Annotated in this window: 21 protein-coding genes; 15 read left to right on the top strand and 6 right to left on the bottom strand. The window is 69.0% G+C overall.

The window, feature by feature from the left end; genetic code table 11:
• The first annotated feature begins 9 nt into the window (after nt 1-9).
• Entirely contained in the window at nt 10-2,256 is a 2,247-nt protein-coding gene (locus ACFU8W_RS08330; protein WP_384033543.1) for an alpha-L-fucosidase, read from the top strand.
• Nucleotides 2,257-2,373: 117 nt separating this feature from the next.
• Here ACFU8W_RS08330 and ACFU8W_RS08325 read toward each other — a convergent pair whose 3' ends face one another.
• Complete coding sequence (locus ACFU8W_RS08325; RefSeq protein WP_384033541.1) at nt 2,374-4,050, bottom strand: regulator; 1,677 nt, start codon at nt 4,048-4,050, stop codon at nt 2,374-2,376.
• Nucleotides 4,051-4,314: 264 nt separating this feature from the next.
• On the opposite strand from ACFU8W_RS08325, the gene lipB reads away from it, so the two are divergent.
• The 4 genes from lipB to ACFU8W_RS08305 all read left to right on the top strand — a co-directional run bounded on the left by lipB (nt 4,315) and on the right by ACFU8W_RS08305 (nt 7,437).
• A complete protein-coding gene (lipB, locus tag ACFU8W_RS08320; RefSeq protein ID WP_384033538.1) occupies nt 4,315-5,112 on the top strand; it encodes a lipoyl(octanoyl) transferase LipB in 798 nt (265 codons plus the stop codon).
• A gap of 126 nt (nt 5,113-5,238) precedes the next feature.
• Complete coding sequence (gene lipA, locus ACFU8W_RS08315; RefSeq protein ID WP_345512798.1) at nt 5,239-6,204, top strand: lipoyl synthase; 966 nt, start codon at nt 5,239-5,241, stop codon at nt 6,202-6,204.
• Nucleotides 6,205-6,509: 305 nt separating this feature from the next.
• Nucleotides 6,510-6,710 (top strand): hypothetical protein, encoded by a 201-nt coding sequence (locus tag ACFU8W_RS08310; protein ID WP_037693926.1) that lies wholly within the window; start codon nt 6,510-6,512, stop codon nt 6,708-6,710.
• 19 nt (nt 6,711-6,729) lie between these two features.
• Nucleotides 6,730-7,437 carry a DUF4191 domain-containing protein gene (locus ACFU8W_RS08305; protein ID WP_345512800.1) on the top strand — a complete coding sequence of 236 codons (708 nt, stop codon included), beginning with the start codon at nt 6,730-6,732 and terminating at the stop codon, nt 7,435-7,437.
• Between the two features lie 89 nt (nt 7,438-7,526).
• On the opposite strand, the gene ACFU8W_RS08300 is transcribed toward ACFU8W_RS08305, so the two are convergent.
• Complete coding sequence (locus tag ACFU8W_RS08300; protein WP_327246799.1) at nt 7,527-7,994, bottom strand: RDD family protein; 468 nt, start codon at nt 7,992-7,994, stop codon at nt 7,527-7,529.
• A gap of 255 nt (nt 7,995-8,249) precedes the next feature.
• On the opposite strand from ACFU8W_RS08300, the gene glnA reads away from it, so the two are divergent.
• From glnA to ACFU8W_RS08280, 4 genes are all read left to right on the top strand, one after another.
• A complete protein-coding gene (glnA, locus tag ACFU8W_RS08295; RefSeq protein ID WP_345512801.1) occupies nt 8,250-9,659 on the top strand; it encodes a type I glutamate--ammonia ligase in 1,410 nt (469 codons plus the stop codon).
• Nucleotides 9,660-9,926: 267 nt separating this feature from the next.
• A complete protein-coding gene (locus ACFU8W_RS08290; RefSeq protein WP_384033532.1) occupies nt 9,927-10,655 on the top strand; it encodes a hypothetical protein in 729 nt (242 codons plus the stop codon).
• A gap of 796 nt (nt 10,656-11,451) precedes the next feature.
• Entirely contained in the window at nt 11,452-11,964 is a 513-nt protein-coding gene (locus ACFU8W_RS08285; RefSeq protein ID WP_384033529.1) for a hypothetical protein, read from the top strand.
• 481 nt (nt 11,965-12,445) lie between these two features.
• The gene (locus ACFU8W_RS08280) at nt 12,446-13,405 is read left to right on the top strand and encodes a helix-turn-helix transcriptional regulator (RefSeq protein ID WP_384033526.1); all 960 of its coding nucleotides are present in this window, start codon (nt 12,446-12,448) and stop codon (nt 13,403-13,405) included.
• On the opposite strand, the gene ACFU8W_RS08275 is transcribed toward ACFU8W_RS08280, so the two are convergent.
• On the bottom strand, nt 13,371-13,856 hold the full coding sequence (locus tag ACFU8W_RS08275; protein WP_384033523.1) for a hypothetical protein: 486 nt from the start codon (nt 13,854-13,856) through the stop codon (nt 13,371-13,373). The genes ACFU8W_RS08280 and ACFU8W_RS08275 overlap by 35 nt on opposite strands.
• 76 nt (nt 13,857-13,932) lie before the next feature.
• On the opposite strand from ACFU8W_RS08275, the gene ACFU8W_RS08270 reads away from it, so the two are divergent.
• Nucleotides 13,933-14,178, top strand: a complete 246-nt coding sequence (locus ACFU8W_RS08270) for a hypothetical protein (protein WP_384033520.1) — start codon at nt 13,933-13,935, stop codon at nt 14,176-14,178.
• Between the two features lie 66 nt (nt 14,179-14,244).
• Here ACFU8W_RS08270 and ACFU8W_RS08265 read toward each other — a convergent pair whose 3' ends face one another.
• The gene (locus ACFU8W_RS08265) at nt 14,245-14,514 is read right to left on the bottom strand and encodes a hypothetical protein (RefSeq protein WP_384033517.1); all 270 of its coding nucleotides are present in this window, start codon (nt 14,512-14,514) and stop codon (nt 14,245-14,247) included.
• A gap of 120 nt (nt 14,515-14,634) precedes the next feature.
• Here ACFU8W_RS08265 and ACFU8W_RS08260 point away from each other — a divergent pair, with 120 nt between their 5' ends.
• Nucleotides 14,635-14,994, top strand: coding sequence for an arsenate reductase family protein (locus tag ACFU8W_RS08260; RefSeq protein ID WP_384033514.1), 360 nt, complete (start codon nt 14,635-14,637; stop codon nt 14,992-14,994).
• A gap of 12 nt (nt 14,995-15,006) precedes the next feature.
• Here ACFU8W_RS08260 and ACFU8W_RS08255 read toward each other — a convergent pair whose 3' ends face one another.
• A complete protein-coding gene (locus tag ACFU8W_RS08255; RefSeq protein ID WP_384033511.1) occupies nt 15,007-15,891 on the bottom strand; it encodes an alpha/beta fold hydrolase in 885 nt (294 codons plus the stop codon).
• A 70-nt stretch (nt 15,892-15,961) separates the two neighbouring features.
• On the opposite strand from ACFU8W_RS08255, the gene ACFU8W_RS08250 reads away from it, so the two are divergent.
• Together ACFU8W_RS08250 and ACFU8W_RS08245 are read left to right on the top strand one after the other, a co-directional pair.
• Nucleotides 15,962-16,411 carry a MarR family transcriptional regulator gene (locus tag ACFU8W_RS08250; protein ID WP_384034277.1) on the top strand — a complete coding sequence of 150 codons (450 nt, stop codon included), beginning with the start codon at nt 15,962-15,964 and terminating at the stop codon, nt 16,409-16,411.
• A 185-nt stretch (nt 16,412-16,596) separates the two neighbouring features.
• On the top strand, nt 16,597-17,259 hold the full coding sequence (locus tag ACFU8W_RS08245) for a hypothetical protein (RefSeq protein WP_384033508.1): 663 nt from the start codon (nt 16,597-16,599) through the stop codon (nt 17,257-17,259).
• Between the two features lie 47 nt (nt 17,260-17,306).
• Here ACFU8W_RS08245 and ACFU8W_RS08240 read toward each other — a convergent pair whose 3' ends face one another.
• Entirely contained in the window at nt 17,307-18,233 is a 927-nt protein-coding gene (locus tag ACFU8W_RS08240; protein WP_384033505.1) for a Gfo/Idh/MocA family protein, read from the bottom strand.
• Between the two features lie 235 nt (nt 18,234-18,468).
• Here ACFU8W_RS08240 and ACFU8W_RS08235 point away from each other — a divergent pair, with 235 nt between their 5' ends.
• Nucleotides 18,469-19,959, top strand: coding sequence for a hypothetical protein (locus ACFU8W_RS08235; protein ID WP_384033502.1), 1,491 nt, complete (start codon nt 18,469-18,471; stop codon nt 19,957-19,959).
• Nucleotides 19,956-21,152 (top strand): hypothetical protein, encoded by a 1,197-nt coding sequence (locus tag ACFU8W_RS08230; protein WP_384033499.1) that lies wholly within the window; start codon nt 19,956-19,958, stop codon nt 21,150-21,152. Before ACFU8W_RS08235 ends, ACFU8W_RS08230 begins: the two co-directional genes overlap by 4 nt.
• Nucleotides 21,153-21,249 lie beyond the last annotated feature (97 nt).

Below are 21,249 nucleotides of genomic sequence, written 5' to 3'. Positions count from 1 at the left end.
GAACCCGCAGTGACCCGCACCCGCATCCGTACCCGTACCAGACTCGTCGGAGCGACGGCTCTGGCGGCCCTCGCCGGCTTCCTGACCACCCCGGCCTCCGCCGCGCCCGAACCCCCGTCGAAGGACTACGAGCCGACGGTGGAGTCCCTCAACAGCCACCCCACGCCGACGTGGTTCAACGACGACAAGTTCGGCATCTTCATCCACTGGGGCGCCTATTCGGTGCCCGCCTGGGGCCCGCGCGGCAGCTACGCCGAGTGGTACTGGAACTACATGAACAGCAAGGGAAGCGCCACCAACACCCACCAGAAGGACACCTACGGCACGGCGGCGAACTACGACGACTTCATCGGCCAGTGGAAGGCCGAGAAGTACGACCCGGACGCCTGGGTGAAGCTGTTCAAGGATGCCGGTGCCAAATACTTCGTGCTGACCTCCAAGCACCATGAAGGCGTCGCACTGTTCGACAGCAAGGTCAGCGGCCGCGACACCGTGGACCTCGGCCCGAAGCGCGACCTGGCGGGCGACCTGTTCAAGGCGGCGCGCAAGGACACCGAGGGCGGGCAGCTGAAGGCGGGCTTCTACTACTCGCTGTACGAGTGGTACAACCCGTCGTACACCGGCAAACCGGTCCGCAACCCGTACACCGGCGTCGAAGTCCCGTACACCGGCGCCCCGTCGGTCAAGGACTACGTCGGCGACTACATGGTCCCGCAGATGAACGAGCTGGTCGATCAGTACGATCCCGACATCATCTGGTGCGACGGACAGTGGGACAAACCCGCGTCGTACTGGAAGACCGCGCCCGTCATCGCCGACTACTACAACCGCGCGAAGAACCGGGCGCACCCGAAGGAAGTCGCGGTCGCCAACCGCTGCAAGATCGAGACCGGTGCGCTGGACAGCAAGGAACTCGACTTCCAGACACCCGAGTACACGGTCAAGCCGGACATCGACCCGAACAAGTGGGAGGCGAGCCGAGGCATCGCGCACTCCTACGGCTACAACCAGAACGAGCCCGAGGAGGACCACCTCACCTCCGACCAGCTGATCGACTCGCTCACCGACATCGTCAGCAAGAACGGCAATCTGCTGCTCGACATCGGCCCGCGCGCCGACGGCACCATCCCCGAGATCCAGCAGCAGCGGCTTCTCGACATCGGAGCCTGGCTGAAGATCAACGGTGAGGCGATCTACGGGACGACCTACTGGCACCACGCCGAGGAACCGACCGGGGACGACAAGGTCCGCTACACGGTGAAGGACGGCACGCTGTACGCGACCGCGCTGGAGTGGCCCGGCGCCGAACTCACCCTCGGCGCCGACACGCCCGTCACCGCCGACTCCCGTATCACTCTGCTCGGTTCGGACGGCAGCGCACTGCCCTGGCACAAGGACTCCGCAGGCCGCGTGATCGTCGAGACGCCGAAGCAGGGGGCGTCGGCCACCAGGAGCACGAGCGCGTACGTCTTCAAGGTCACCACTCCGGGCGTGAACACCCTCGTCCGCACGAGGACCGAACTGCCGAAGGAGCTCAACCCCGGACGAGCCGCCGACGGCACCCTGACCCTCACCAACACCGCCCGCACGCACGCACCCGGAACCGGGATCGCGCTGTCCGGACCCGAGGGCTGGACCGTCACGCCGGCGGCCACCCGCGTGAACCCGCTGTCGCCGGGCGCCGACGCGAAGGTCCCGTTCACCGTGACGCCGCCCGCTTCCGCGGCCCCCGGAAGGCACACACTGAACATCACCCTGCGCCACGGCCCTCTCACGACCACCACGGCGGTCAAGGTCACGGTGGCCCCGGAGAACCTCGCCCGGAACAAGCCGGCCACCCAGAAGAGCACCGCGTGGGACGCCCCTGCCTCCCGCGCCGTCGACGGGAACACCGACGGCTCCTTCGGGTCGGGCTCGGTGACCCACACCGCGGAGCCCTCGTCGCAGGCGTGGTGGCAGGTCGACCTGGGCGCCTCGAAGTCACTGTCCGCAGTCGACATCTGGAACCGCACCGACTGCTGCTCCGATCGGCTGAAGGACTTCTGGGTCATGACCTCGGACACCCCGATCACGGCCGACGGACTCGATGAGGCGCGGACCGCACCCGGTGTGACGGCGGTCCATGTCACCGGCCAGGCCGGACGGCCGTCCAACGTGCAGCTCCCGGCGGGTACCTCCGGCAGGTACGTCCGCGTGCAACTGACCTCCGGCACCAACCCGCTGTCGCTGGCGGAGGTCGAGGTGCGCGGGCACTGAGAGAGCCCCGCCGAAACGGGTGGTGGCCCGGACCGATCGCTCCCGGTCCGGGCCACCACCCGTTCTGTCGCGCGCCGGAGTCACACGGAAGCGTCATCCGTGGTCCCGCGGGAGGGATCACCCGAGGGCCGCGACCCGGTCCCGGTATCCGCGTACCGCAGCCGCGTCCCGGTACGGCTCGAGGCGGCGCTCGAAGTCCCGTACGTACTCCGTCGCCCGAACCGACCGCATCTCCGCCGCCTGCTGGGCCGCCTCCGCGCCGAGCAGACACGCCTGGTCGAGCTCACCGAGCCCGAGCCGGGCGGACGCCAGCACCACCCGGCAGAACAGCCTGCTCCGGGCGTACGCCGGGGCGCGCAGCTGCAGCGAACGCTCCGCATGCTGGGCGGCGGCCCGGTACTGCTGCAGATCGCGGTGACAGTGCCCGAAATCGTCGGCGAGCTGCGCCTCGTCGAAGTAGCGCGCCCAGTACGGTACGTCGTCCCCGGGCCGGGCGCTCTCCAGCGCGCGTTCCGCCCGCGCCAGCGAGGCCGCGCAGGTCCTGGCCTCGCCGAGCACGCCGTGCCCGCGCGCCTCGACGGCGTGCAGCAGGGCCAGCACGACGGGCGGCGCCGACGAGCCGATGCCCTGCTGGGCGACGCGCGCCAGCTGGACGGCTTCCCTGCCGTGCCCCAGATAGACCGCCTGCCGGCTCATGGTGATCAGCACGTAACTGCCGTACGCCCGGTCCCCCGCCGCCTGCGCGAGCCGCAGCGCCTGGACGAAGTAGCGCTGGGCGAGGCCGTGCGCCGCGATGTCGTACGAGGTCCAGCCCGCCAGCCGGGTCAGATCGGCGGCGGCCGAGAAGAGCCGCCGTCCGGTGGCCTCCCCGTACGTCCCACGGAGCATCGGCTCGGCCTCGTGCTCCAGGTAGCGGACGAGCGCCTGGCGGGCGTGGCCACCGCCGTAGGCGTTGTCGAGGGTGCGGAAGAGCTCGCCGACGGAACGCAGGGCGGCGACATCGCCGCTGCTGACCTTCTGGCCGGATCCGCGGTCGGACTGCCGCTGCCTGGGGACGCCGGGGGCACCGGTTGCCGACGGCACGAGATGCACCGGAGTCCCGGCGGAGGCGGAGGGCGACGCGGCGGGCCCGGAGGGCCTGGCGGGCGCGGGCCCCCGGGCGCCGTACCGGCCCCCGGGCCCGCTCCCCCCGTGCGATCCATGCGCCCCCGCGTGGGCCGTGGCGTGCGCCCCGGCGTGCGAACCACGGGACCCGTTGGCCCCCACCGGCCCGCGCTGCGCACCGAGCACCGGCGCCGCCCGGGTCCCGCTGCCCCCGCCGGGGGCAGCCGTCTCGCTCCCCCGCCCCACCCACTCGTCGGCCCGTCCGATCAGCCAGTCTCGGCTGGGCACCACGAGCCCTGCCGGGGTGAAGGCGATCTTGCGCAGCTCCGCATGGCTGCCCGAGTCCTTCCGCCACAGGCCGCTGACGATGTCCACCGCCTCGGCCGGAGTGGCGGCGAACTCCAGGCCGGCGTAGACGGGCGCACACGCGTCGAGGCCCAGGTCCTGCGCGGAGAGCCGTCGCCCGAGCCGCCGGGTGAAGACCTCGGCGATCAGTGCGGGGGTGGTCCCGCGCGGTTGCTGACCGCGCAGCCAGCGAGTCACGGAGGTCTTGTCGTAGCGCAGATCCAGGCCGTGTTCGAGGCCGAGCTGGTCCACCCGGCGGGCGAGACCGGCGTTCGAGAATCCGGCTTCGGTGATGAGCGAGGCGAGCTGGCGGTTGGGGGTGCGCTGCGGAGGTCGTTCCGACATCAGCTGTACGGTCTCCTGCCTTCGGGGCCGGGCGGGCGGCCCTTATGGAACGGCGCGAATTTAGCGGGCCCTACGGCGGCCGCAGTCTCCTTCGCTTCACATTCATCCGATCGTGTGAGGATTGGGGGTGGCGCTGACGGGAACAACCTGCCGGGCCACCGCTCCCGGGGCGGTCGTACAGTGGCCCGGGCGCGAATCAGTGCATGGTGACGTGGTTCCGGGGCACCCCCCGGCTCCCGGTACCGCAAGTAGGGAGGCATCTCCGTGAGTGAGCTTCGGTTCGTCCGGCTGGGATTCGGCAAGGAAGCTGTCGACTACCAGGAGGCCTGGCAGAAGCAGCGCGAGGTGCATGCGGCCCGGTTCGAGGACACGGTTCCCGACACCTGTCTGCTGCTGGAACACCCGCCCGTCTACACGGCGGGACGCCGTACGACCGACAGTGAGCGCCCCCTGGACGGCACTCCCGTCGTCGACGTGGACCGCGGCGGAAAGATCACCTGGCACGGCCCCGGGCAGCTCGTCGGCTACCCGATCCAGAAGCTGCCGCGCCCGGTGGACGTCGTGGCGCATGTCCGGAGGCTGGAGGACGCGCTGATCCGTACGGCTGCCGAGTTCGGTCTGGAGACCAGCCGGGTCGAGGGCCGCAGCGGAGTCTGGGTGCTCGGCGACCCGGTCGAGGAGCGTCCGTCGCTCGGCGGCCTCTCCCTCGACTTCGACCCGCGGCTGCACGACGAGGAGTTCGACCCGCGGCTGAACGGCCCCGAGTACGCCCCGTCCAACGCCGGTCAGCGGCGCGAGGACCGCAAGCTGGCGGCGATCGGCATCCGGGTCGCCAAGGGTGTGACCATGCACGGCTTCGCGCTGAACGTGAACCCGGACAACACCTGGTTCGACCGGATCGTGCCGTGCGGCATCCGCGACGCGGGCGTCACCTCGCTCGCGTACGAGCTGGGCCGCGACGTCACGGTCGCCGAGGTGCTCCCGGTGATCGAGAAGCACCTGACGGACGTCCTGGAGAACGCGGAGCTCGCCCCGCGGGAGATCGACCGGGCCTCGGCCTGACCCGGAGCCCCGGGAATGGCCCGGACCACCCCCTGGTTGCCCAAGGGCAAGGGCCACACCCCAACCGCACAAATAGCGGGCGTACCCTGGTGTTCGCCGAAGAATCGAAGTCGTAGGGAGCCGGACGTGTCCGCTGTCGCACCCGACGGGCGCAAGATGTTGCGCCTGGAGGTCCGGAACAGCCAGACCCCCATCGAGCGCAAGCCCGAGTGGATCAAAACCCGGGCGAAGATGGGCCCCGAGTACAACCAGCTGCAGAAGCTCGTGAAGAGCGAGGGTCTGCACACGGTGTGCCAGGAGGCCGGCTGCCCGAACATCTTCGAGTGCTGGGAGGACCGTGAGGCCACGTTCCTCATCGGCGGTGACCAGTGCACCCGGCGCTGTGACTTCTGTCAGATCGACACGGGCAAGCCGCAGGCGCTGGACCGGGACGAGCCCCGCCGCGTGGGCGAGTCGGTCGTCACGATGGACCTGAACTACGCCACGATCACCGGCGTCGCCCGCGACGACCTGGAGGACGGCGGAGCCTGGCTGTACGCGGAGACCGTGCGCCAGATCCACACGCTGACGGCGGAGCGCGAGGCCGGTGCCACCAAGGTCGAGCTGCTGATCCCCGACTTCAACGCGGAGCCCGAGCAGCTGGCCGAGGTCTTCTCCTCGCGCCCCGAGGTGCTCGCGCACAACGTCGAGACCGTGCCGCGGATCTTCAAGCGGATCCGCCCCGGTTTCCGTTACGAGCGTTCCCTGGAGGTCATCACGCGGGCCCGCGAGGCCGGGCTGGTGACCAAGTCGAACCTCATCCTCGGCATGGGCGAGACCCGCGAGGAAGTGAGCGAGGCTCTCCAGGACCTCTACGACGCCGGTTGCGAGCTCATCACGATCACGCAGTACCTGCGGCCCTCCGTGCGCCACCACCCGGTCGAGCGCTGGGTGAAGCCGCACGAGTTCGTGGAGCTGAAGGAGGAGGCCGACGAGATCGGCTACTCCGGCGTGATGTCCGGGCCGCTGGTCCGTTCCTCGTACCGGGCCGGACGGCTCTTCCAGCAGGCGATCGAGCGGCGCGGCGTTGCCACGGCCGCGCCCACTGCCTGAACCCGGGCTGTGTGAATCCGAGCACAAGAAGCTACTGAGCGGTACTGGCTGAATCGACGCGGCCCATACGCTCCTCGCAGGTCGGGGACGCGTATGGGCCGCGTCGGCGTGCGCGGCGCTCATATCAAGGTTTCATTGGTGTTTGACCGAAAGGTCATGCGCTGGTAACACCGAGCAGTGACTCTGGATGCACGCAGCGCAGTGGTTCTCACGGCTGCTGCCGCCACTGCTCACCGTCTCCAGCCCGCGCAAGCAACTCCTGTAACCCACTCACTCCGCGCATCCGTTCCGAGGGGACTTCCACGATGCAGGCCGTGCCGGTACGCGCCACCGCCATTCCGTCCGTCACCGATGCTCTCCGCGCCGTCGAGTCGCTGCTGCTGAGCAGCGGCCAGCGCACCGCCCGCCGCAACGCCTGGACGGCCGTCCTCGAGGACCGCCGCCGCGCCAAGGACCGGGTCGAGACCGAGTACGTACTGGAGGCCGTGGCCGACCACCGCTCCTAGGCCACGTAAACTTCAGTACATGGCGAGGAAGGCAAACACTGACGGCGCGGACAGCGCCGAGAACGCGGGGCGGCTCAAGCAGATCGCCCTGACCTACAAGATGACCCGGCGGACCGACCCCAAGATCGGTCTTGTCGTCGCGGGTGTGGGAATCGTCACCTTCGGTGTCCTCCTCGCCGTCGGCTTCTTGATCGATCACCCGATCTACCTGGGCATCCTGGGCTTCGTGCTGGCCCTCCTCGCGATGGCGATCGTCTTCGGGCGGCGTGCCGAGCGGGCGGCCTTCGGGCAGATGGAGGGACAGCCGGGCGCTGCGGCGGCGGTGCTGGACCGCGTGGGCCGCGGCTGGACCACGACTCCGGCGGTAGCAATGAACCGCAGCCAGGACGTCGTCCACCGGGCCGTCGGCAAGGCGGGCATCGTGCTGGTGGGCGAGGGCAACCCGAACCGGGTCAAGCTCCTGCTGGCGGCCGAGAAGAAGAAGATGGCCCGCATCCTCGTGGACGTACCCGTGCACGACATCATCGTCGGCAACGACGAGGGCCAGGTACCGCTGAAGAAGGTCCGCACCAAGATGCTGAAGATGCCGCGGGTCCTGACCGGCCCGCAGGTGACGGCGGCCAACGACCGGCTGCGGGCGATGGGCGACCTGATGAGCAACATGCCGCTGCCGAAGGGCCCCATGCCGAAGGGCATGCGGATGCCGCGCGGCGGCAAGATGCGCTGACGCCACACACTCGACGCACAAGAGGGCGGGCTGCGAACCACTGAGGTTCGCAGCCCGCCCTCTTCACATCTCCGCCTCGCCGGACCGTCTCAGATCCGCACCTGCACGGCGCGCGAGAGCCGGTCGTGCAGCCCGCGCCCGTCGCGGTCCCAGACCAGAGCCGGAATCGCCAGGCACAGCAGCAAGCTCCGGATGATCACCCGCCCGAGACCGAGCCGACCGCCGCCCTCGCCGACGACACGGATACCCAGGATGCGCTTGCCCGGCGTACAGCCGACGGTCCCGACGGTGAGCACACTCAGTACGACAAAGATCCCGAGGGCCCAGTTCCCGGCCGCCTGCTGGTCACCGCGAGCGAACAGCCCGTATGCGATCAGCAGGCAGAGCGCCCAGTCGATGAAAAGGGCGCCGAAGCGCCGGCCGAGCGGCGCGATCGCCCCCGGTCCTTCTTCGGGCAGACCGAGCCGCTTGCCCCGGTAGCCGAAATCGGCGCCCATGTCCTCGGCGGCCGCACGCGGCCCGGAGAGCCACGATCCGATTGCTTGCCTATTGTCCACCCGTCCACGGTACTGCGCCGCCCTCCACGCCCTGCCGGGTGGGGCCCTCCGGGCTCGCGGACGCGGCCCCCCGGCCACAGCCCCGGTACGCCTCCGAGGTGCCGCCGACACCCGCCTCGGTTAACTTCGGCGAAACAAATGGGTCATGCTTGAGAAATCCGGCCTGCCTATGGTCGGGTCCAGCGTGTGCCACCGCACTGGCCGCACCACGAGCTACAACCCCGTCCCTCCCGGGCCGGGAGTAGGAGGAGTTGGATGTTCCAGAACGCCGACGACGCGAAGAAGTACATCGCCGACGAAGATGTCAAGTTCATCGATGTCCGGTTCTGTGACCTGCCCGGTGTGATGCAGCACTTCACCATCCCGGCAGCGGCATTCGACCCGACCGAGGAACTGGCCTTCGACGGCTCGTCGATCCGCGGCTTCCAGGCCATCCACGAGTCCGACATGGCGCTCCGCGCGGACCTGTCGACCGCCCGTGTCGACCCGTTCCGCCGCGACAAGACCGTCAACATCAACTTCTTCATCCACGACCCGATCACCGGCGAGCAGTACAGCCGTGACCCGCGCAACGTGGCCAAGAAGGCCGAGGCGTACCTCACCTCCACCGGCATCGCCGACACCGCGTACTTCGGCCCCGAGGCCGAGTTCTACGTCTTCGACAACGTCCGCTTCCAGACGTCGGAGAACGAGAGCTTCTACCACATCGACTCCGAGGCCGGCGCCTGGAACACCGGCTCCGAAGAGGACAACCGGGGTTACAAGGTCCGCTACAAGGGCGGCTACTTCCCGGTCCCGCCGGTCGACCACTTCGCCGACCTGCGTGCCGAGATCTCCCTTGAGCTGGACAAGAACGGCCTCCAGGTCGAGCGCCAGCACCACGAGGTCGGCACCGCCGGCCAGGCCGAGATCAACTACAAGTTCAACACGCTGCTCGCCGCGGCCGACGACCTGATGCTCTTCAAGTACATCGTGAAGAACGTCGCCTGGCGCAACGGCAAGACCGCGACCTTCATGCCGAAGCCGATCTTCGGAGACAACGGCTCGGGCATGCACGTCCACCAGTCCCTGTGGGCCGGCGGCGACCCGCTGTTCTACGACGAGCAGGGCTACGCGGGTCTCTCGGACATCGCCCGCTACTACATCGGCGGCATCCTCAAGCACGCGCCGTCGCTGCTGGCCTTCACGAACCCGACGGTGAACTCGTACCACCGCCTGGTCCCCGGCTTCGAGGCCCCGGTCAACATGGTCTACTCGCAGCGCAACCGTTCCGCCGCGATGCGTATCCCGATCACGGGATCGAACCCGAAGGCCAAGCGCGTCGAGTTCCGCGCCCCGGACCCGTCGTCCAACCCGTACCTGGCCTTCTCGGCTCTGCTGATGGCCGGCCTCGACGGCGTGAAGAACAAGATCGAGCCGGCCGAGCCGATCGACAAGGACCTGTACGAGCTGGCTCCCGAGGAGCACGCCAACGTCCAGCAGGTCCCGACCTCGCTCCCCGCCGTCCTGGACGCCCTGGAGGCGGACCACGAGTACCTCCTCGCGGGCGGCGTCTTCACGTCCGACCTGATCGAGACGTGGATCGACTACAAGCGCACCAACGAGATCGCCCCGATCCAGCTGCGCCCGCACCCGCACGAGTTCGAGCTGTACTTCGACATCTAAAGAGCAAGGTCGGACGAGCCGGGCCCGGAGCTCGAAAGCGGGCTGCGAGCTGCGGGAACACCTCTTGGCGTTACTCCCCGGCTCCCTGACTTGATCACACAGGCAGCAGCGAGGGCCGCTACCCCACACCATCGGGGTAGCGGCCCTCGTCGGCGTTCACACAGACATTCAAGGGGGGCGGCTGTCCAGCTGCCGCCGAGAACCGGCAGAGCATGGACGCTTTGCACGTAGCGCGTAACCCGCATCCTCCGCGGGTTACGCGCCCTGGTGCGTCATGGTGACCGCCGAACAGCCGCGCTAGCCGGCTACAGCCTGCTGCTGCTGCTGTTGTTGCTGCTGCTGCTGCGGCAGCTGCTGCGGCAGCTGTTGCTGCTGCTGTTGTTGCTGTTGCTGTTGCTGCTGTTGCTGCTGCTGTTGTTGCTGTTGCTGCTGCTGTTGTTGCTGCTGCTGTTGTTGCTGTTGCTGTTGCTGTTGCTGTTGCTGTTGCTGTTGCTGCTGCGGCAGCTGTTGCTGCTGTTGTTGCTGTTGCTGCTGCTGTTGTTGTTGCTGCTGTTGCTGTTGCTGTTGCTGTTGTTGCTGCTGCACGTTCAGCTGCACCAACTGCTGCTGTTGTTGTTGCTGCTGTTGCTGCTGCTGCTGTTGCTGCAGCCGCTGCGGCTGCAACCGCTGCGGCTGCAGCAGCACGCCGCCAGTCCTGCAAGCCCTCAGCCCGGCGTTGAACGAGAACGGATCAATGACCTGCGAGGGTGCTTTCGAGGGGGCCGCTGCCACCGTAGAGGCTGGAGGTGTGGCACCGAACGCTTCCCCGGCGAAACCCGCAGGCAACGCCAGCGAGGCGATGAGCACTGGGCTGAGCCCGAAAAGGTACCGCTTGCCACGCATGACTTTCTCCCTTCGACCGCTGGAACGAAAGACAGGCGTTCGCAGCAGGAACTGTGCCCCTTCTCCACACCTCGTACGGCCGAACGCCGCTTCCATCAGCAGCATCACACGTAGCGGAGCATGCATCCAGAAACCATCCATCCTAGGAGTAGGGGTCCCAGGTAATAACCATCCGTACTTGTCGGCCGCCAGAGGAACGAGGGGTTGATTGGTACCCAACGGCGAGCAGAGTCAACGGACTTCCTCAGACGATGCAGCTCCGGATCTGCAGTACATCCTGGACAGGCGGCAACCGCATTCAACACTCGCCCTCATTTCCTTCCTTGGGCCGGGAAATAGTCAGCTGAGCGTAGTTCACTACGCTGGTCCGCGAACTGAGTCAGAACGGAACGGACTTCTGCACATGGCCGCGGCAGTAAGCAATCGAAAGGCGACACTTCACCGTCCGGGAAGTGGCGCTCTCTTTCATCAGCCGCATATGCCAAAGGATATTTCACTCGTTGTCGGCGACCGCTCAGTGCGGCATCACCGCCCCAGTTCCGAAGGCCTTGCCAACATGCCCCATGAGCAGCGCAACTGCTCCGCCGCATATCTCGATCGCGGACTCGCACCCGAAGGCACATCGCATCGATACATGGGAGGCGAAGCGAACCCACAAAAATCGAAAATGCGGAAACAGCTGTTGGCGTTACTCGTTGTCCGCACCTGTCCCACCCTGTGCACAGAGAGCGATGGGCGCTACCCCACACCATCGCGGTAGCGTCCCTCCTCGGCGTTGACACAGAAATTCACGCCGGGAACCGGCAGAGAGTAGGCGCGTAACCCGCGTGTCCCGCGGGTTACGCGCCACGGGCGGCATGATGACCGCCGGAGGGCCCCGCCAGCCGGCTCCTGCTGCTACTGCGTAGGCGTGGTCGGCGTCGTGGGCATCGTGGGCGCCGTCGGCATCATCGGCGTCGTAGGCATCGTCGGCGCCGTAGGCGTGGTCGGCATCGTCGGCGCCGTAGGCGTGGTCGGCATCGTCGGCGCCGTCGGCGTCGTCGTCGGCGTGGTCGGCGGCGTGGTCGGCGGCGTGGTCGGCGGCGTCGTGGGCGGCGTCGTGGGCGGCGTCGTGGGCGGCGTCGTGGGCGGCGTCGTGGGCGGCGTCGTGGGCGGCGTCGTGGGCGGCGTCGTAGGCGGCGTCGTAGGCGGCGTCGTAGGCGGCGTCGTAGGCGGCGTCGTAGGCGGCGTCGTAGGCGGCGTCGTAGGCGGCGTCGTGGGCTGCTGCCCAGGCGGCAGGTTCACGTTCACGCGCAGACTCTGCAGTTGTTGTTGCAGCTGTTGCTGCCGTTGCTGCTGCTGTTGTTGTTGCTGCTGCTGCCGCTGCACCAGCCGCTGCGGCTGGAACGCAGGACTACACACCGACGTGAACCCGATGTCGTAGCCCGCCCTGAACGCCGCCTGCTGGTTCAGGGGAATCAGCGGCAGATGGCCGCCAACCCTGCTCACGCACAGCGCGCGGCCATCGACCTGGCCGGTCGCCACGCCGATGTTGAATCCGGGATCGCCAGGCCCTACCGAGGGGGCCTTCGAGGGGGCCGCTGTCGCCGCAGCGGCCGCGGGTGGGGCGCCGAACGCTTCCCCGGCGAAACCCGCAGGCAACGCCAGCGAGGCGATGAGCACTGGGCTGAGCCCGAAAAGGTACCGCTTGCCATGCATGACTTTCTCCCTTCGACCGCCGGACCGAAAGACAGGCGTTCGTTGAGGAACGGTGCCCCTTCTCCACACCTCGTCGCACGGTCGAACACCACGTCCAGCAGCAGCATCACACGCGGCCGAGCACGCATCCAGAAACCGACTATCCTAGGAGTAGGGGTCCCAGGTAATAACCATCCGCAAATGTCGCCCAGCAGAGGGAACGACGGATGAATTACGACCAACGGCGAGCGGAGCTCGCGGACTTCCTCAGAACACGGCGGCGAGCACTTCAGCCGGAAGAGGTCGGTCTTCCACCACGGGCATCTCGACGAACCCCGGGGCTGCGGCGGGAAGACGTCGCCGACCTCGCAGGAATCAGCGCCTGCTGGTACTCACGCCTTGAACAGGCCCGGAACATCAGAGTATCGGACCACGTCCTCGAATCGCTGGCCGAAGCCCTACGCCTCAACACCGAAGAGCGCGAATATCTGCTGGCTCTGGCGCACGGCGACGCCCCTTCCAGCGCGAGTGTTTCCCCGGACGGTGTGCCTCCAGCCCTCCAACGCATCCTGGACAGCCAGCAACCGCATCCGGCCATCGCCCTCGGTCCCCGTTTCAACATTCTGGCCTGGAACCAGGCCAGAACCGATGTCTACGGGGATCTGACCAAAATCCCTCCTGAGCATCGTCACATCCTGTGGCTATTCTTCGGCGGCTACCTGCGGGAACTGATTCAGAACTGGGAGCCGAGCGCTCGCTCCGTCCTGGCGGAGTTCCGCGCAGCCACCGGAGTCTACGTACAAGAACCATGGTTCACCGCGCTGGTCCGCGAACTGAGCCAGAACAGCGCGGACTTCCGCAAATGGTGGCAGCAGCACGAAATCGAAAGGCACCACGTCACCACCCGAGAGGTGAAGCATCCTTTTGTCGGCCGCATGCTGCTGGAGGAGAGTGCCCTCGTTGTCGACGACCGCTCAGGCCGGCGGATCATTCTCGAGATCCCGCAACCGGGCACCGGCACCGAGAACAAGCTGACGGCACTTTCCTGGCGCTCCCACCGGGTGCAGGCTCCGCCGTGCCATGTGCTTCAACGGCCGGCCTCGGGGAACGGCGGAACAACCACTGCCGAACGTGAAGACACTTATGGTGCGATCAGTGCCGCAGAGCCGTCCCCACGTCGGCCTTGACCTCACCCGACAGCTTGCGGTTACTGCGGGCGATGGCGTCCTTGGAGGACTTCGGCCCGACGTCGTCGATCGTCACCACCACCATGTCGAGCAGGTTGCCGCTCGCGTCACGGAAGGTGACCTGCACAGCGTAGGACTTCGGCGAGTCGGTGCCATTCGTCACGGTGATCTTCGAGGTGGCGCGGCCGTCGCGGTCGGTGCTCACCGCGCCCAGCTTGACGTCGCGCTTGGCGTTCACGCCGTTCTTGAAGCCTCTCAGTTTCTCGCCCGCGGCAGCCGTCGCCGAGGCCACCACGTCGGAACCCCTGGATGCCGCCGACGCTGCGGCGGAGGCCGCCTCGGACGCCTTGGTGGAGGCGCCACCGCCGTCGTCCGAACAGGCACCGGCGGTCGACATCACGGCCGTCGTCAGCAGCACGGCCCACAGGCCTCGCGCGGCTTTCCTCGTCATCGTGCCTCCCAGCACTTGCCCGTCGCCCCAGTCAACGGGTCCACAGGCCGCACCGCATGCCCCGTATGCCGGACGGGTGAAGGGCCGGGCCGGAGCGGAGGCCGTACGCAGGCGCGGCTGCCCTGTGGTGCTGCTGGTCGTCGTGCTTCTGCCGGCCGGTGCCGGGGCGGCGGCCGTCGGGGTGGTCGCCGACGTGTTGTCCAGGGAGAGGACGAGGAACGTTCATCTCACCTACGAGGTGACCGGCACCGCCATGGACGTCACCGTTCGGACTGCCTCGGCGTCCGGGGCCTTCGCCACGGCCGTCTGCGGCAGGTTCTGAACCGGGTAGTCGGGTGTGCCCATGTGCCTGTGCCCCCGGCTTCCGGGGGCACAGGCTTCCGGTCCTTCAGCGGCCGTAGCGGATCAGGGCGCGGACCATGCGGCAGGTGATGTCGGACGGCGGGTGGATGCCGATGCGCTCGGCAGTCGTGCGTATCGTGTCGTTGTCAGCGTTCGACGGGTGGTAGACGCCCGTGTCGAGCAGGGCGATCGCCAGGCGCATGGCCTTCAGGCGGCGGTTGTGGGAGACGTACCACTCGCGGGGTCGGCCCGCGGGGAGCGGCTTCTTCTGCAGGGGCTTGTGGAGCGGCTTGGTCGTGACTGCGGCAACGGCCATGGGCATCCTCCTGGCACGGTCGTGAAACCCTCACGAACTACCTCCATTTTACGACCCACCACTGACAATCGCCCCTGGCCAGAGGGGCTTTCGCGAGGTACGTCGAGTACCGTTGGCCCCATGGAGATCTGGATCAATCCCGCATGTTCCAAGTGCCGCAGTGCGGTGCAGTTGCTCGACGCCGAGGGCGCCGAATACACCGTCCGCCGCTATCTGGAGGATGTGCCGTCGCCCGACGAGATCCGGGCCGTACTCGACCGGCTCGGGCTGGAGCCGTGGGACATCACGCGGACGCAGGAAGCAGAGGCGAAGGAGCTCGGGCTCAAGGAGTGGCCGCGCGAGGCCGGTTCACGGGAGCGGTGGATCACGGCACTTGCCGAGCATCCGAAGCTGATCCAGCGGCCGATCATCACGGCGGAGGACGGGACGGCCGTCGTGGCGCGTACGGAGGAAGCCGTGCGGGACGCTCTGGGGCGTTGAGCCCTGCCGGAATCACTCAGTCAGCAGGAAGCTCTCGATCCTGCGGTTGAGTTCGGCGGCGTCCGGGGCGTGCAGCGGCAGCGTGTGGTGCGTGGCGCCCGGGATCGTCGCCGTCCGTGCGTGCGGGAGCAGCCGGGTCGCGGTGGTGGCGACCCGTGCGGCGTTGTGGGCCCGGCTGTTCTCGGCCGTAAGGATCAAGGTCGGCACGTTCAGCGTGCTCAGGGCCTCGGGAGTGGGGCGCGGGCCGTTGACCGGGCGGGCGGTCGGGAAGTCGGCGGCCGTCTCGCGCAGGTGCAGCCATGTCGGGTCGAGCGTGGCGCCGTCCGTCTCCCAGTTCATGAAGGTGCGCGTGCGTTTCGCGCTGGGGCGGAGCAGCATCGGCAGTGCGTGCAGCAGATAGCCGGGGCGGAAACCGGCGAAGCACTGGGTCGGGTCCACGAGGATCAGCCTTCGGACGCGGTCGGGTGCGTGCAGGGTGTAGTGGAGCGCGATCCTGGCGCCGTAGGAATGGCCGCAGAGTGCTGTCGATGTGGTGTTCAGGGCGTCCAGCACGGCGTCCAGCCAGGCCGTCAGGTCCGGCACCGTACGGATCGGGCACTCCCCCGCCGCACTGCGGCCCGGATCGCCGATGAGGTCGACGGCGTGGACGCGGTGGGTGCGCCCCAGGTGGGCGGCCTGGGCGAACCAGACGGTGGAGGTGGAGCCGCCCCCCGCCAGGAGCACCAGGGGCGGGGCGCCCTCGGGGCCGTAACTGTTGATACGGGTGGTGCCGTACGGGGTGGGGACGTCGGAGTGGGTCGTTCCGACGGGCCACTTGGCCGCCAGGACCTCGTCGTACGCCGAGAGGAACGACTCGGAGACGGCCGTTGCGGTTGACCCGGATGACGTGGTTGCCATGAGGTGCTCCCGAAGGTGAGTGCCCTTGGATATTATCTCGCTCAGCGAGATAATAGGGGAAGGAGATCTCATGGGCGAGCAGAGTTCCGAGATGGAGATCGTTCATCTGCTGCGCAAAGTGACTGTCGAATTCGGCCTGCGGCAGGCCGAGTTCGCGAGTCGCAACGGCATGCACCCCACCGACGTGCGCGCCCTGATCTGCCTGCTCGACGCCGAACGGGCGGGCACCGACGCGACCGCCGGGTGGCTCGGTGCGCAGCTCGGACTCAACTCCGCAGGGACCACCGCCGTCATCGACCGGCTGGAAAGGCTCGGCCACCTCACCCGCACCCGCGACCCGCGCGACCGTCGACGGGTGCTGCTGGCGGTGGACCCACGGGCGGTGGAGCTGGGGTGGGCGTTCTTCGGGCAGCTGATCGAAAAGACGGTGACAGTGCTGCGCGACTTCGACGAGAGTGAGACAGAAGCCGTGCGGCGCTTCCTGTCCGCCGCGCACCAGGCGGTCACCGCCATTCGCTGACCGGCAGGCGATCGAGGAGACCCGTTCGTGATCCGGTTCCGTGGCGGCGGCGCCTGCACCCCCGCCGCCACCGCTGACGTCCCGCTGCGGCTGAAACGAACGCGCCTGTTACTCGTACGTAGGGACACACGCACCGCATCCGGCCCGAGCGCACCAGGTGTTCCGGCCGGGGACAGGAGCCTTACGTGTCACGCAAAAAAACCCTCAGCCGCAAGAAGAAGCTCGCCCTGCTGGTCGGGGCCGCCGCGCTCGCCGGTGGGACGGCGGCCGTACTGGCCGGGACCGGCCAGGCGGCGCAGTCGCCGCCGACGGACCGGGCCTCGTCGGTCGTCTGCACCGGACTGGCCACGGCTCTCGGCAACAACGAGAAGTTCATCGCCGGTCAGCGGGCCGACCCGGATGCCCAGTCGGCTGCGCGGATCGCCAACCGGGAAGCCGTGATCGCGCAGATCCGACGCCGGCAGGCCGCCTCGGGGTGCGGCGGGGAAGCATCGGCGGGGGCGGCCGTGGATCCCGCCGCGTCCGCACCCACGTCCGCACCGGCATCGACGCCCGGGACCGCGGCCACGGCGTCGCCCGGCGGAGGGGGCCGGACCACCGGTGATGTCGTCTGTGCCGGGTCCACCGTGACGCTGTCCGGCGAGGGTGGTGCCCCCGCCGCATCCAGCAATCAGTTCCCCGTCGGCACCGAGCTCAGGGTGACCAATCTCGACAACAACAAGTCCACCACGGTGACGGTCACTTCGCCCTCCGGCAGCTGTGCACTGCTGAACAACGCGGCCTTCGAGCAGGTCCGCGAGCCGGGCAAGTTCCTGATCCGCCGCGCCCGCATCGAGCGCGTGGGCTGACCCGCCCGGGCGGTGCCCGCACGGTGCGGACGGTCTCTCCCCGCCGTTCAGGACCGTACGGGCACCGGCCCCGCCTTGGCCTCCGCCTCGGCCAGCAGCTCGGTCAGCCGCAGCCCGAACCGTACGTCGCAGGGGTGCGGGACCCCCGTACGTACCGCTTCGAGCAGCGCATCCACCGCCGCCCGGAACGACCCCACCGCATCCCCCCACCCAGGCAGCGTGGCGACCCCCGCCTCCCCCCGGAGCTCGATCTCCGTACCCACGGCTCCCGGCGGCGCGGCCAGTGCGAGCGTCACCGTGCTGGACGCGCCGGAGCCATGACGGAGGATCAGATGGGTGGTGTCGGCGGGCCCTCGGGCCGCGGTCAGTTCCGTCACATCGCCGAGCACCGGCAGAAGCACCGACAGCGCATGCGGACCGACGTCCCACAGACCGCCCTTGTCACGGCGCCACGGAGACGCTGCGTACTCGCTGTCCGCACCGGGGGCGTACAGCGCGCCGATCCATTGGGCACGGGCGGTGAACCACCCGTCCCGGCCCGCCTGTTCGGCGATCCAGTCGGACGTCTCCTTCGCGAACCGCAGTGTGCAGAACACGACCGACGCGACCCGCGCCCGGTCGGCGGCCTCGGCGACCTCCCGGGCCCCGGCCACAGTCGTCGCGATCGGCTTGTCCATCAACAGGTGACACCCGGCGGCAGCGGCGCGCGCGGCCAGCGGGGCCTGGACGTCCGGCGGCAGGGCGAACGCGACGGCGTCGCTCACGGCGAGAAGTTCGTCGACGCCCGCGTCACCGGAGTACGCCGTGGCGCCATGGGTGGCCGCGAGCGCGTCCGCCGCCTCGGGGCGGCGCCCCCACACGCCGCTGAGCACGACGTCGGGATGGGTGGCGAGGGCGGGTGCCTGGGTGTTCCGGGCCCAGGGGCCCGTACCGAGAAGGCCGATACGCAGGGGAGCGGCGGGTGGTGTCGTCATGGAGGCCAGTCTGCCCGGTCCGCTTACGACCTGATCCACTCTCCATCGTGCACCAGGTCGTTATCAGGTGGCGGTGTGCGACGGCCCGCGGTTACGTTGGCGGAGCCGGCCGCGGGACTCCGGCTGCGACTTCCGGGACGTGCCTCTGAAGCAGTGATTTCGCTGATCGCGCCCCCATTCCCCGGCCGGCTTCCACATCTCCGCATGCGGCGGCGGAACGTCACGGGGGAAGAGGATGACCGACACGGACACGTACGCCGACCTCATTGCCGCCGAGGACGTGCTCCTCTTCGTCCATGCGGCGATCACCGCGACCGGACAGCGTGAGTTCCGCTCGGAGGCGTACCAGCAGCAGCTCTCACTGGACTTCCTGCATGAGTACGTGAGGGTCAACTACCGCAAGGTGTACGCCGCTTCGCTCGCCCTCGACATCAATGACCACAACGCCGCACGCATCGTGCAGGGGTTGCTGGAGACCGCCGCCGAGGCGACCGCGGAGGAGCGGCGCACCGAGGGCCGGCTGATCGCCGCCCGGCTGGCCCGGCTTCCTCCGCAGCGCGTCTACCGGCTGTTCCGGGCGCTGCGGAGCGCCAAAATCAACAACCGGCGCACCCGCGCGATCATGCGCGACTGGCTGGCTTCCCGGCCGGACCTGGCACACGACGCGGTGAAGTACCGCAGCGGTCTGAGGACCGCCGCCCGCCATGTCCATCTGCCCCTCGGTGACCCGGACTCCGAGGCGCCGCACGAGCTCGGCGACTTCCTGTTCCGACCCGGCCGACTGCCGCGCTACCGGCACCGACTGCTCGACGCCTGGCGTCGCGCCCACTACGAGCAGGGCGCTGTCGACGAACTGCCGTTCACCGTCGCCGAGGGGTTCGCAGCCAAGCACGGCATGAAGCGTGAGGCGTTCCTGGAACGGATGGTGCCACGGATGACGCGGCTGGAGCGGCTGCGCACCCAGGGGCAGCGAAGTACGGACGGCGGGACGGAGCTGCCCGCCGGGGTGGATCTGACCGTGATGCCGCTGACCCGGCTCGCCCTGTATGTCCTGTCCCTGGGCTTCGGGACGCGGCACGCCCACCGTCAATACCTGACGCGGGCGCTGCGCGCCGCCGCCCGTCGCGCCGCCGGTGCCCATGCCGGGAGCTGGGGCCGGGTCGCCGCAGTGCTGGACGACAGCTATTCGTCGTCCGGGTCCGGGGAGAAGCGGCGTCGTCCGCTGGCCGTGGCACTGGCCTGCCACTTCCTGCTGGAGGCGCTGGCCGCGCCCGGTGCGTACACCCCGTTGTGGACCTCGGGCTCCACCGATCCGCTTCTCGTGCGGCCGTGGGGTCCGACCCCGCTGGGCACCCGGATCCTCGACGCCCTCGAGCACGGGCCCGACCGGCTGGTCGTCGTCTCGGACGGCTGGGACAACGCGCCGCCCGGGCTGGCCGGCGAGGTGCTGCGGGTGTGGCGGACCCGGATGGATCCGGACCGGCACACGACCGTGGTCCATGTGAACCCTGTATACGAAGCGGACGGTTTCGACGTGCGACGGCTCGCGCCGAGCGTGCCGACGGCCGGTATCCGTGACGCCGAGGATCTGCCCGCGCTGGTGGAGATCGCGCGGTTCGCGGAGGGGCGCACGGGAGCGGCGGCCCTGCACGCCTATCTGGACCGGCAGGTCGCACGTTTCGTGGCCGGTCACGGACCGAGGGGACGAGGGGGCCGAGGAGAGTGAACAGGCTGGAACTGACCGGGCTGACGGTCCGGCCCGCCCAGGTGTGGGGCGGCATCCGGCTGGTGCCGCTGGTGCGTGAGGAGCCCGTCGCGGGGCTGCGGCTGCATCAGGAGATCTACCGGGGCTTCGGCAGCAGCGTCGTCGACACCGGCCCGCGGACGCACTACACGTCATACATCCCGCACGGTCTCGTCGCCGACTGGTCGGGGCTGCGTACGGAGCCGGACGGCGCCGGTACGGGCCGGCAGAGTGCCGCGTACGGTACCCAGCTCGGCACCGGCGGCAGCGGTGACCCGGGCGCCGGTGCCCGCCCGCCCGTCACCGCGCCGCTGCTGCGCCACCGGCATCGCCACCACCGCATGGCCAAGCGGCAGCCCGGCGACCGGCTGCGCTTCCTGCCGCTGCACCTCGCGCTGGAGGGCTATCTCTCGCTGCACTTCGGCGGCCCGGCCATCGCCTGGGAGGAGTGGTCGCGGCAGGCACTGCGCGACGGCCTCTCGCCGCGCGCCGAGGACGCGTACATGGGGTGGTCGGTGCGCGGTCTCGGTGACGCGCTGCGTGTCTTCGAGATCCATCCCGACCAGTGCGGGGTGATGGTGTACGCGGCCGATGCGCTCGCCGCCGCCTTCGTGCTGCCGCACCCGGACGACTACCGCCTTCTGCACGCTTCGCTCGTCGAGGATCTGTACGGGGAGCTCATCCATCAGTACGCGCTGTACGGCGGTCCGGTCCCGGAGTTCGGGGCGCGGATCCCCGACGGTGCACGGGTGCGGACGCTCGCCGATCTCCGGGCGGCAGCACGGGCGCAGGAGCGGGAGTGGCGTGAGGCGCACGACGCGCTGTTCGCGCGCGAGCTGCTGGACACGTCGTACGCCTTCGACCGGGTCCACCGGATGGGGCCGTTCACGCTGTGGCGGTTCCTGCCGCCGTTCACCCGGAACCGGGGCGGCCGGCACATCGGCGAGACGATCACCGACCACAAGGGGCAGGTCACGTATCTGAAGACGTTCCGGCTCTCCGACGCACAGGTGCGACGCGGGCATCTGCTGCACACGCTCTCCGACGCCGACTGGCGGCTCGCGCGGGCGGCCACGGCGCTGGGCAGCACCGAGGAGGAACTGGTGCGCCGGATCCGGGCCGCCGGTTTCGATGGGCTCCTCAAGGCCCACGTACAACGCGGGAAACCTCGGTAACACGGGGTTCACATATGGGCAACGGACGGGAAATCGCGTCTTGCGAAGCTGCGCTGCAGAGACCGGACCGCAGACCGCAGCACCGCAGCACCCCCAA

Source organism: Streptomyces sp. NPDC057565 (assembly GCF_042801455.1).
Lineage (GTDB): Bacteria > Actinomycetota > Actinomycetes > Streptomycetales > Streptomycetaceae > Streptomyces > Streptomyces yanii.
The sequence above is the reverse complement of the archived record's forward strand: the minus strand, read 5'-3'. Positions and strand labels throughout refer to the sequence as shown.

What these genes read in the sequence shown, in the direction of transcription:
- ACFU8W_RS08325 (WP_384033541.1), bottom strand. Translation starts at nt 4,050, where the DNA reads ATGTCGGAACGACCTCCGCAGCGCACCCCCAACCGCCAGCTCGCCTCG.
- ACFU8W_RS08310 (WP_037693926.1), top strand. Translation starts at nt 6,510, where the DNA reads ATGCAGGCCGTGCCGGTACGCGCCACCGCCATTCCGTCCGTCACCGAT.
- ACFU8W_RS08305 (WP_345512800.1), top strand. Translation starts at nt 6,730, where the DNA reads ATGGCGAGGAAGGCAAACACTGACGGCGCGGACAGCGCCGAGAACGCG.
- glnA (WP_345512801.1), top strand. Translation starts at nt 8,250, where the DNA reads ATGTTCCAGAACGCCGACGACGCGAAGAAGTACATCGCCGACGAAGAT.
- ACFU8W_RS08280 (WP_384033526.1), top strand. Translation starts at nt 12,446, where the DNA reads ATGAATTACGACCAACGGCGAGCGGAGCTCGCGGACTTCCTCAGAACA.
- ACFU8W_RS08275 (WP_384033523.1), bottom strand. Translation starts at nt 13,856, where the DNA reads ATGACGAGGAAAGCCGCGCGAGGCCTGTGGGCCGTGCTGCTGACGACG.
- ACFU8W_RS08265 (WP_384033517.1), bottom strand. Translation starts at nt 14,514, where the DNA reads ATGGCCGTTGCCGCAGTCACGACCAAGCCGCTCCACAAGCCCCTGCAG.
- ACFU8W_RS08260 (WP_384033514.1), top strand. Translation starts at nt 14,635, where the DNA reads ATGGAGATCTGGATCAATCCCGCATGTTCCAAGTGCCGCAGTGCGGTG.
- ACFU8W_RS08255 (WP_384033511.1), bottom strand. Translation starts at nt 15,891, where the DNA reads ATGGCAACCACGTCATCCGGGTCAACCGCAACGGCCGTCTCCGAGTCG.
- ACFU8W_RS08250 (WP_384034277.1), top strand. Translation starts at nt 15,962, where the DNA reads ATGGGCGAGCAGAGTTCCGAGATGGAGATCGTTCATCTGCTGCGCAAA.
- ACFU8W_RS08240 (WP_384033505.1), bottom strand. Translation starts at nt 18,233, where the DNA reads ATGACGACACCACCCGCCGCTCCCCTGCGTATCGGCCTTCTCGGTACG.
- ACFU8W_RS08235 (WP_384033502.1), top strand. Translation starts at nt 18,469, where the DNA reads ATGACCGACACGGACACGTACGCCGACCTCATTGCCGCCGAGGACGTG.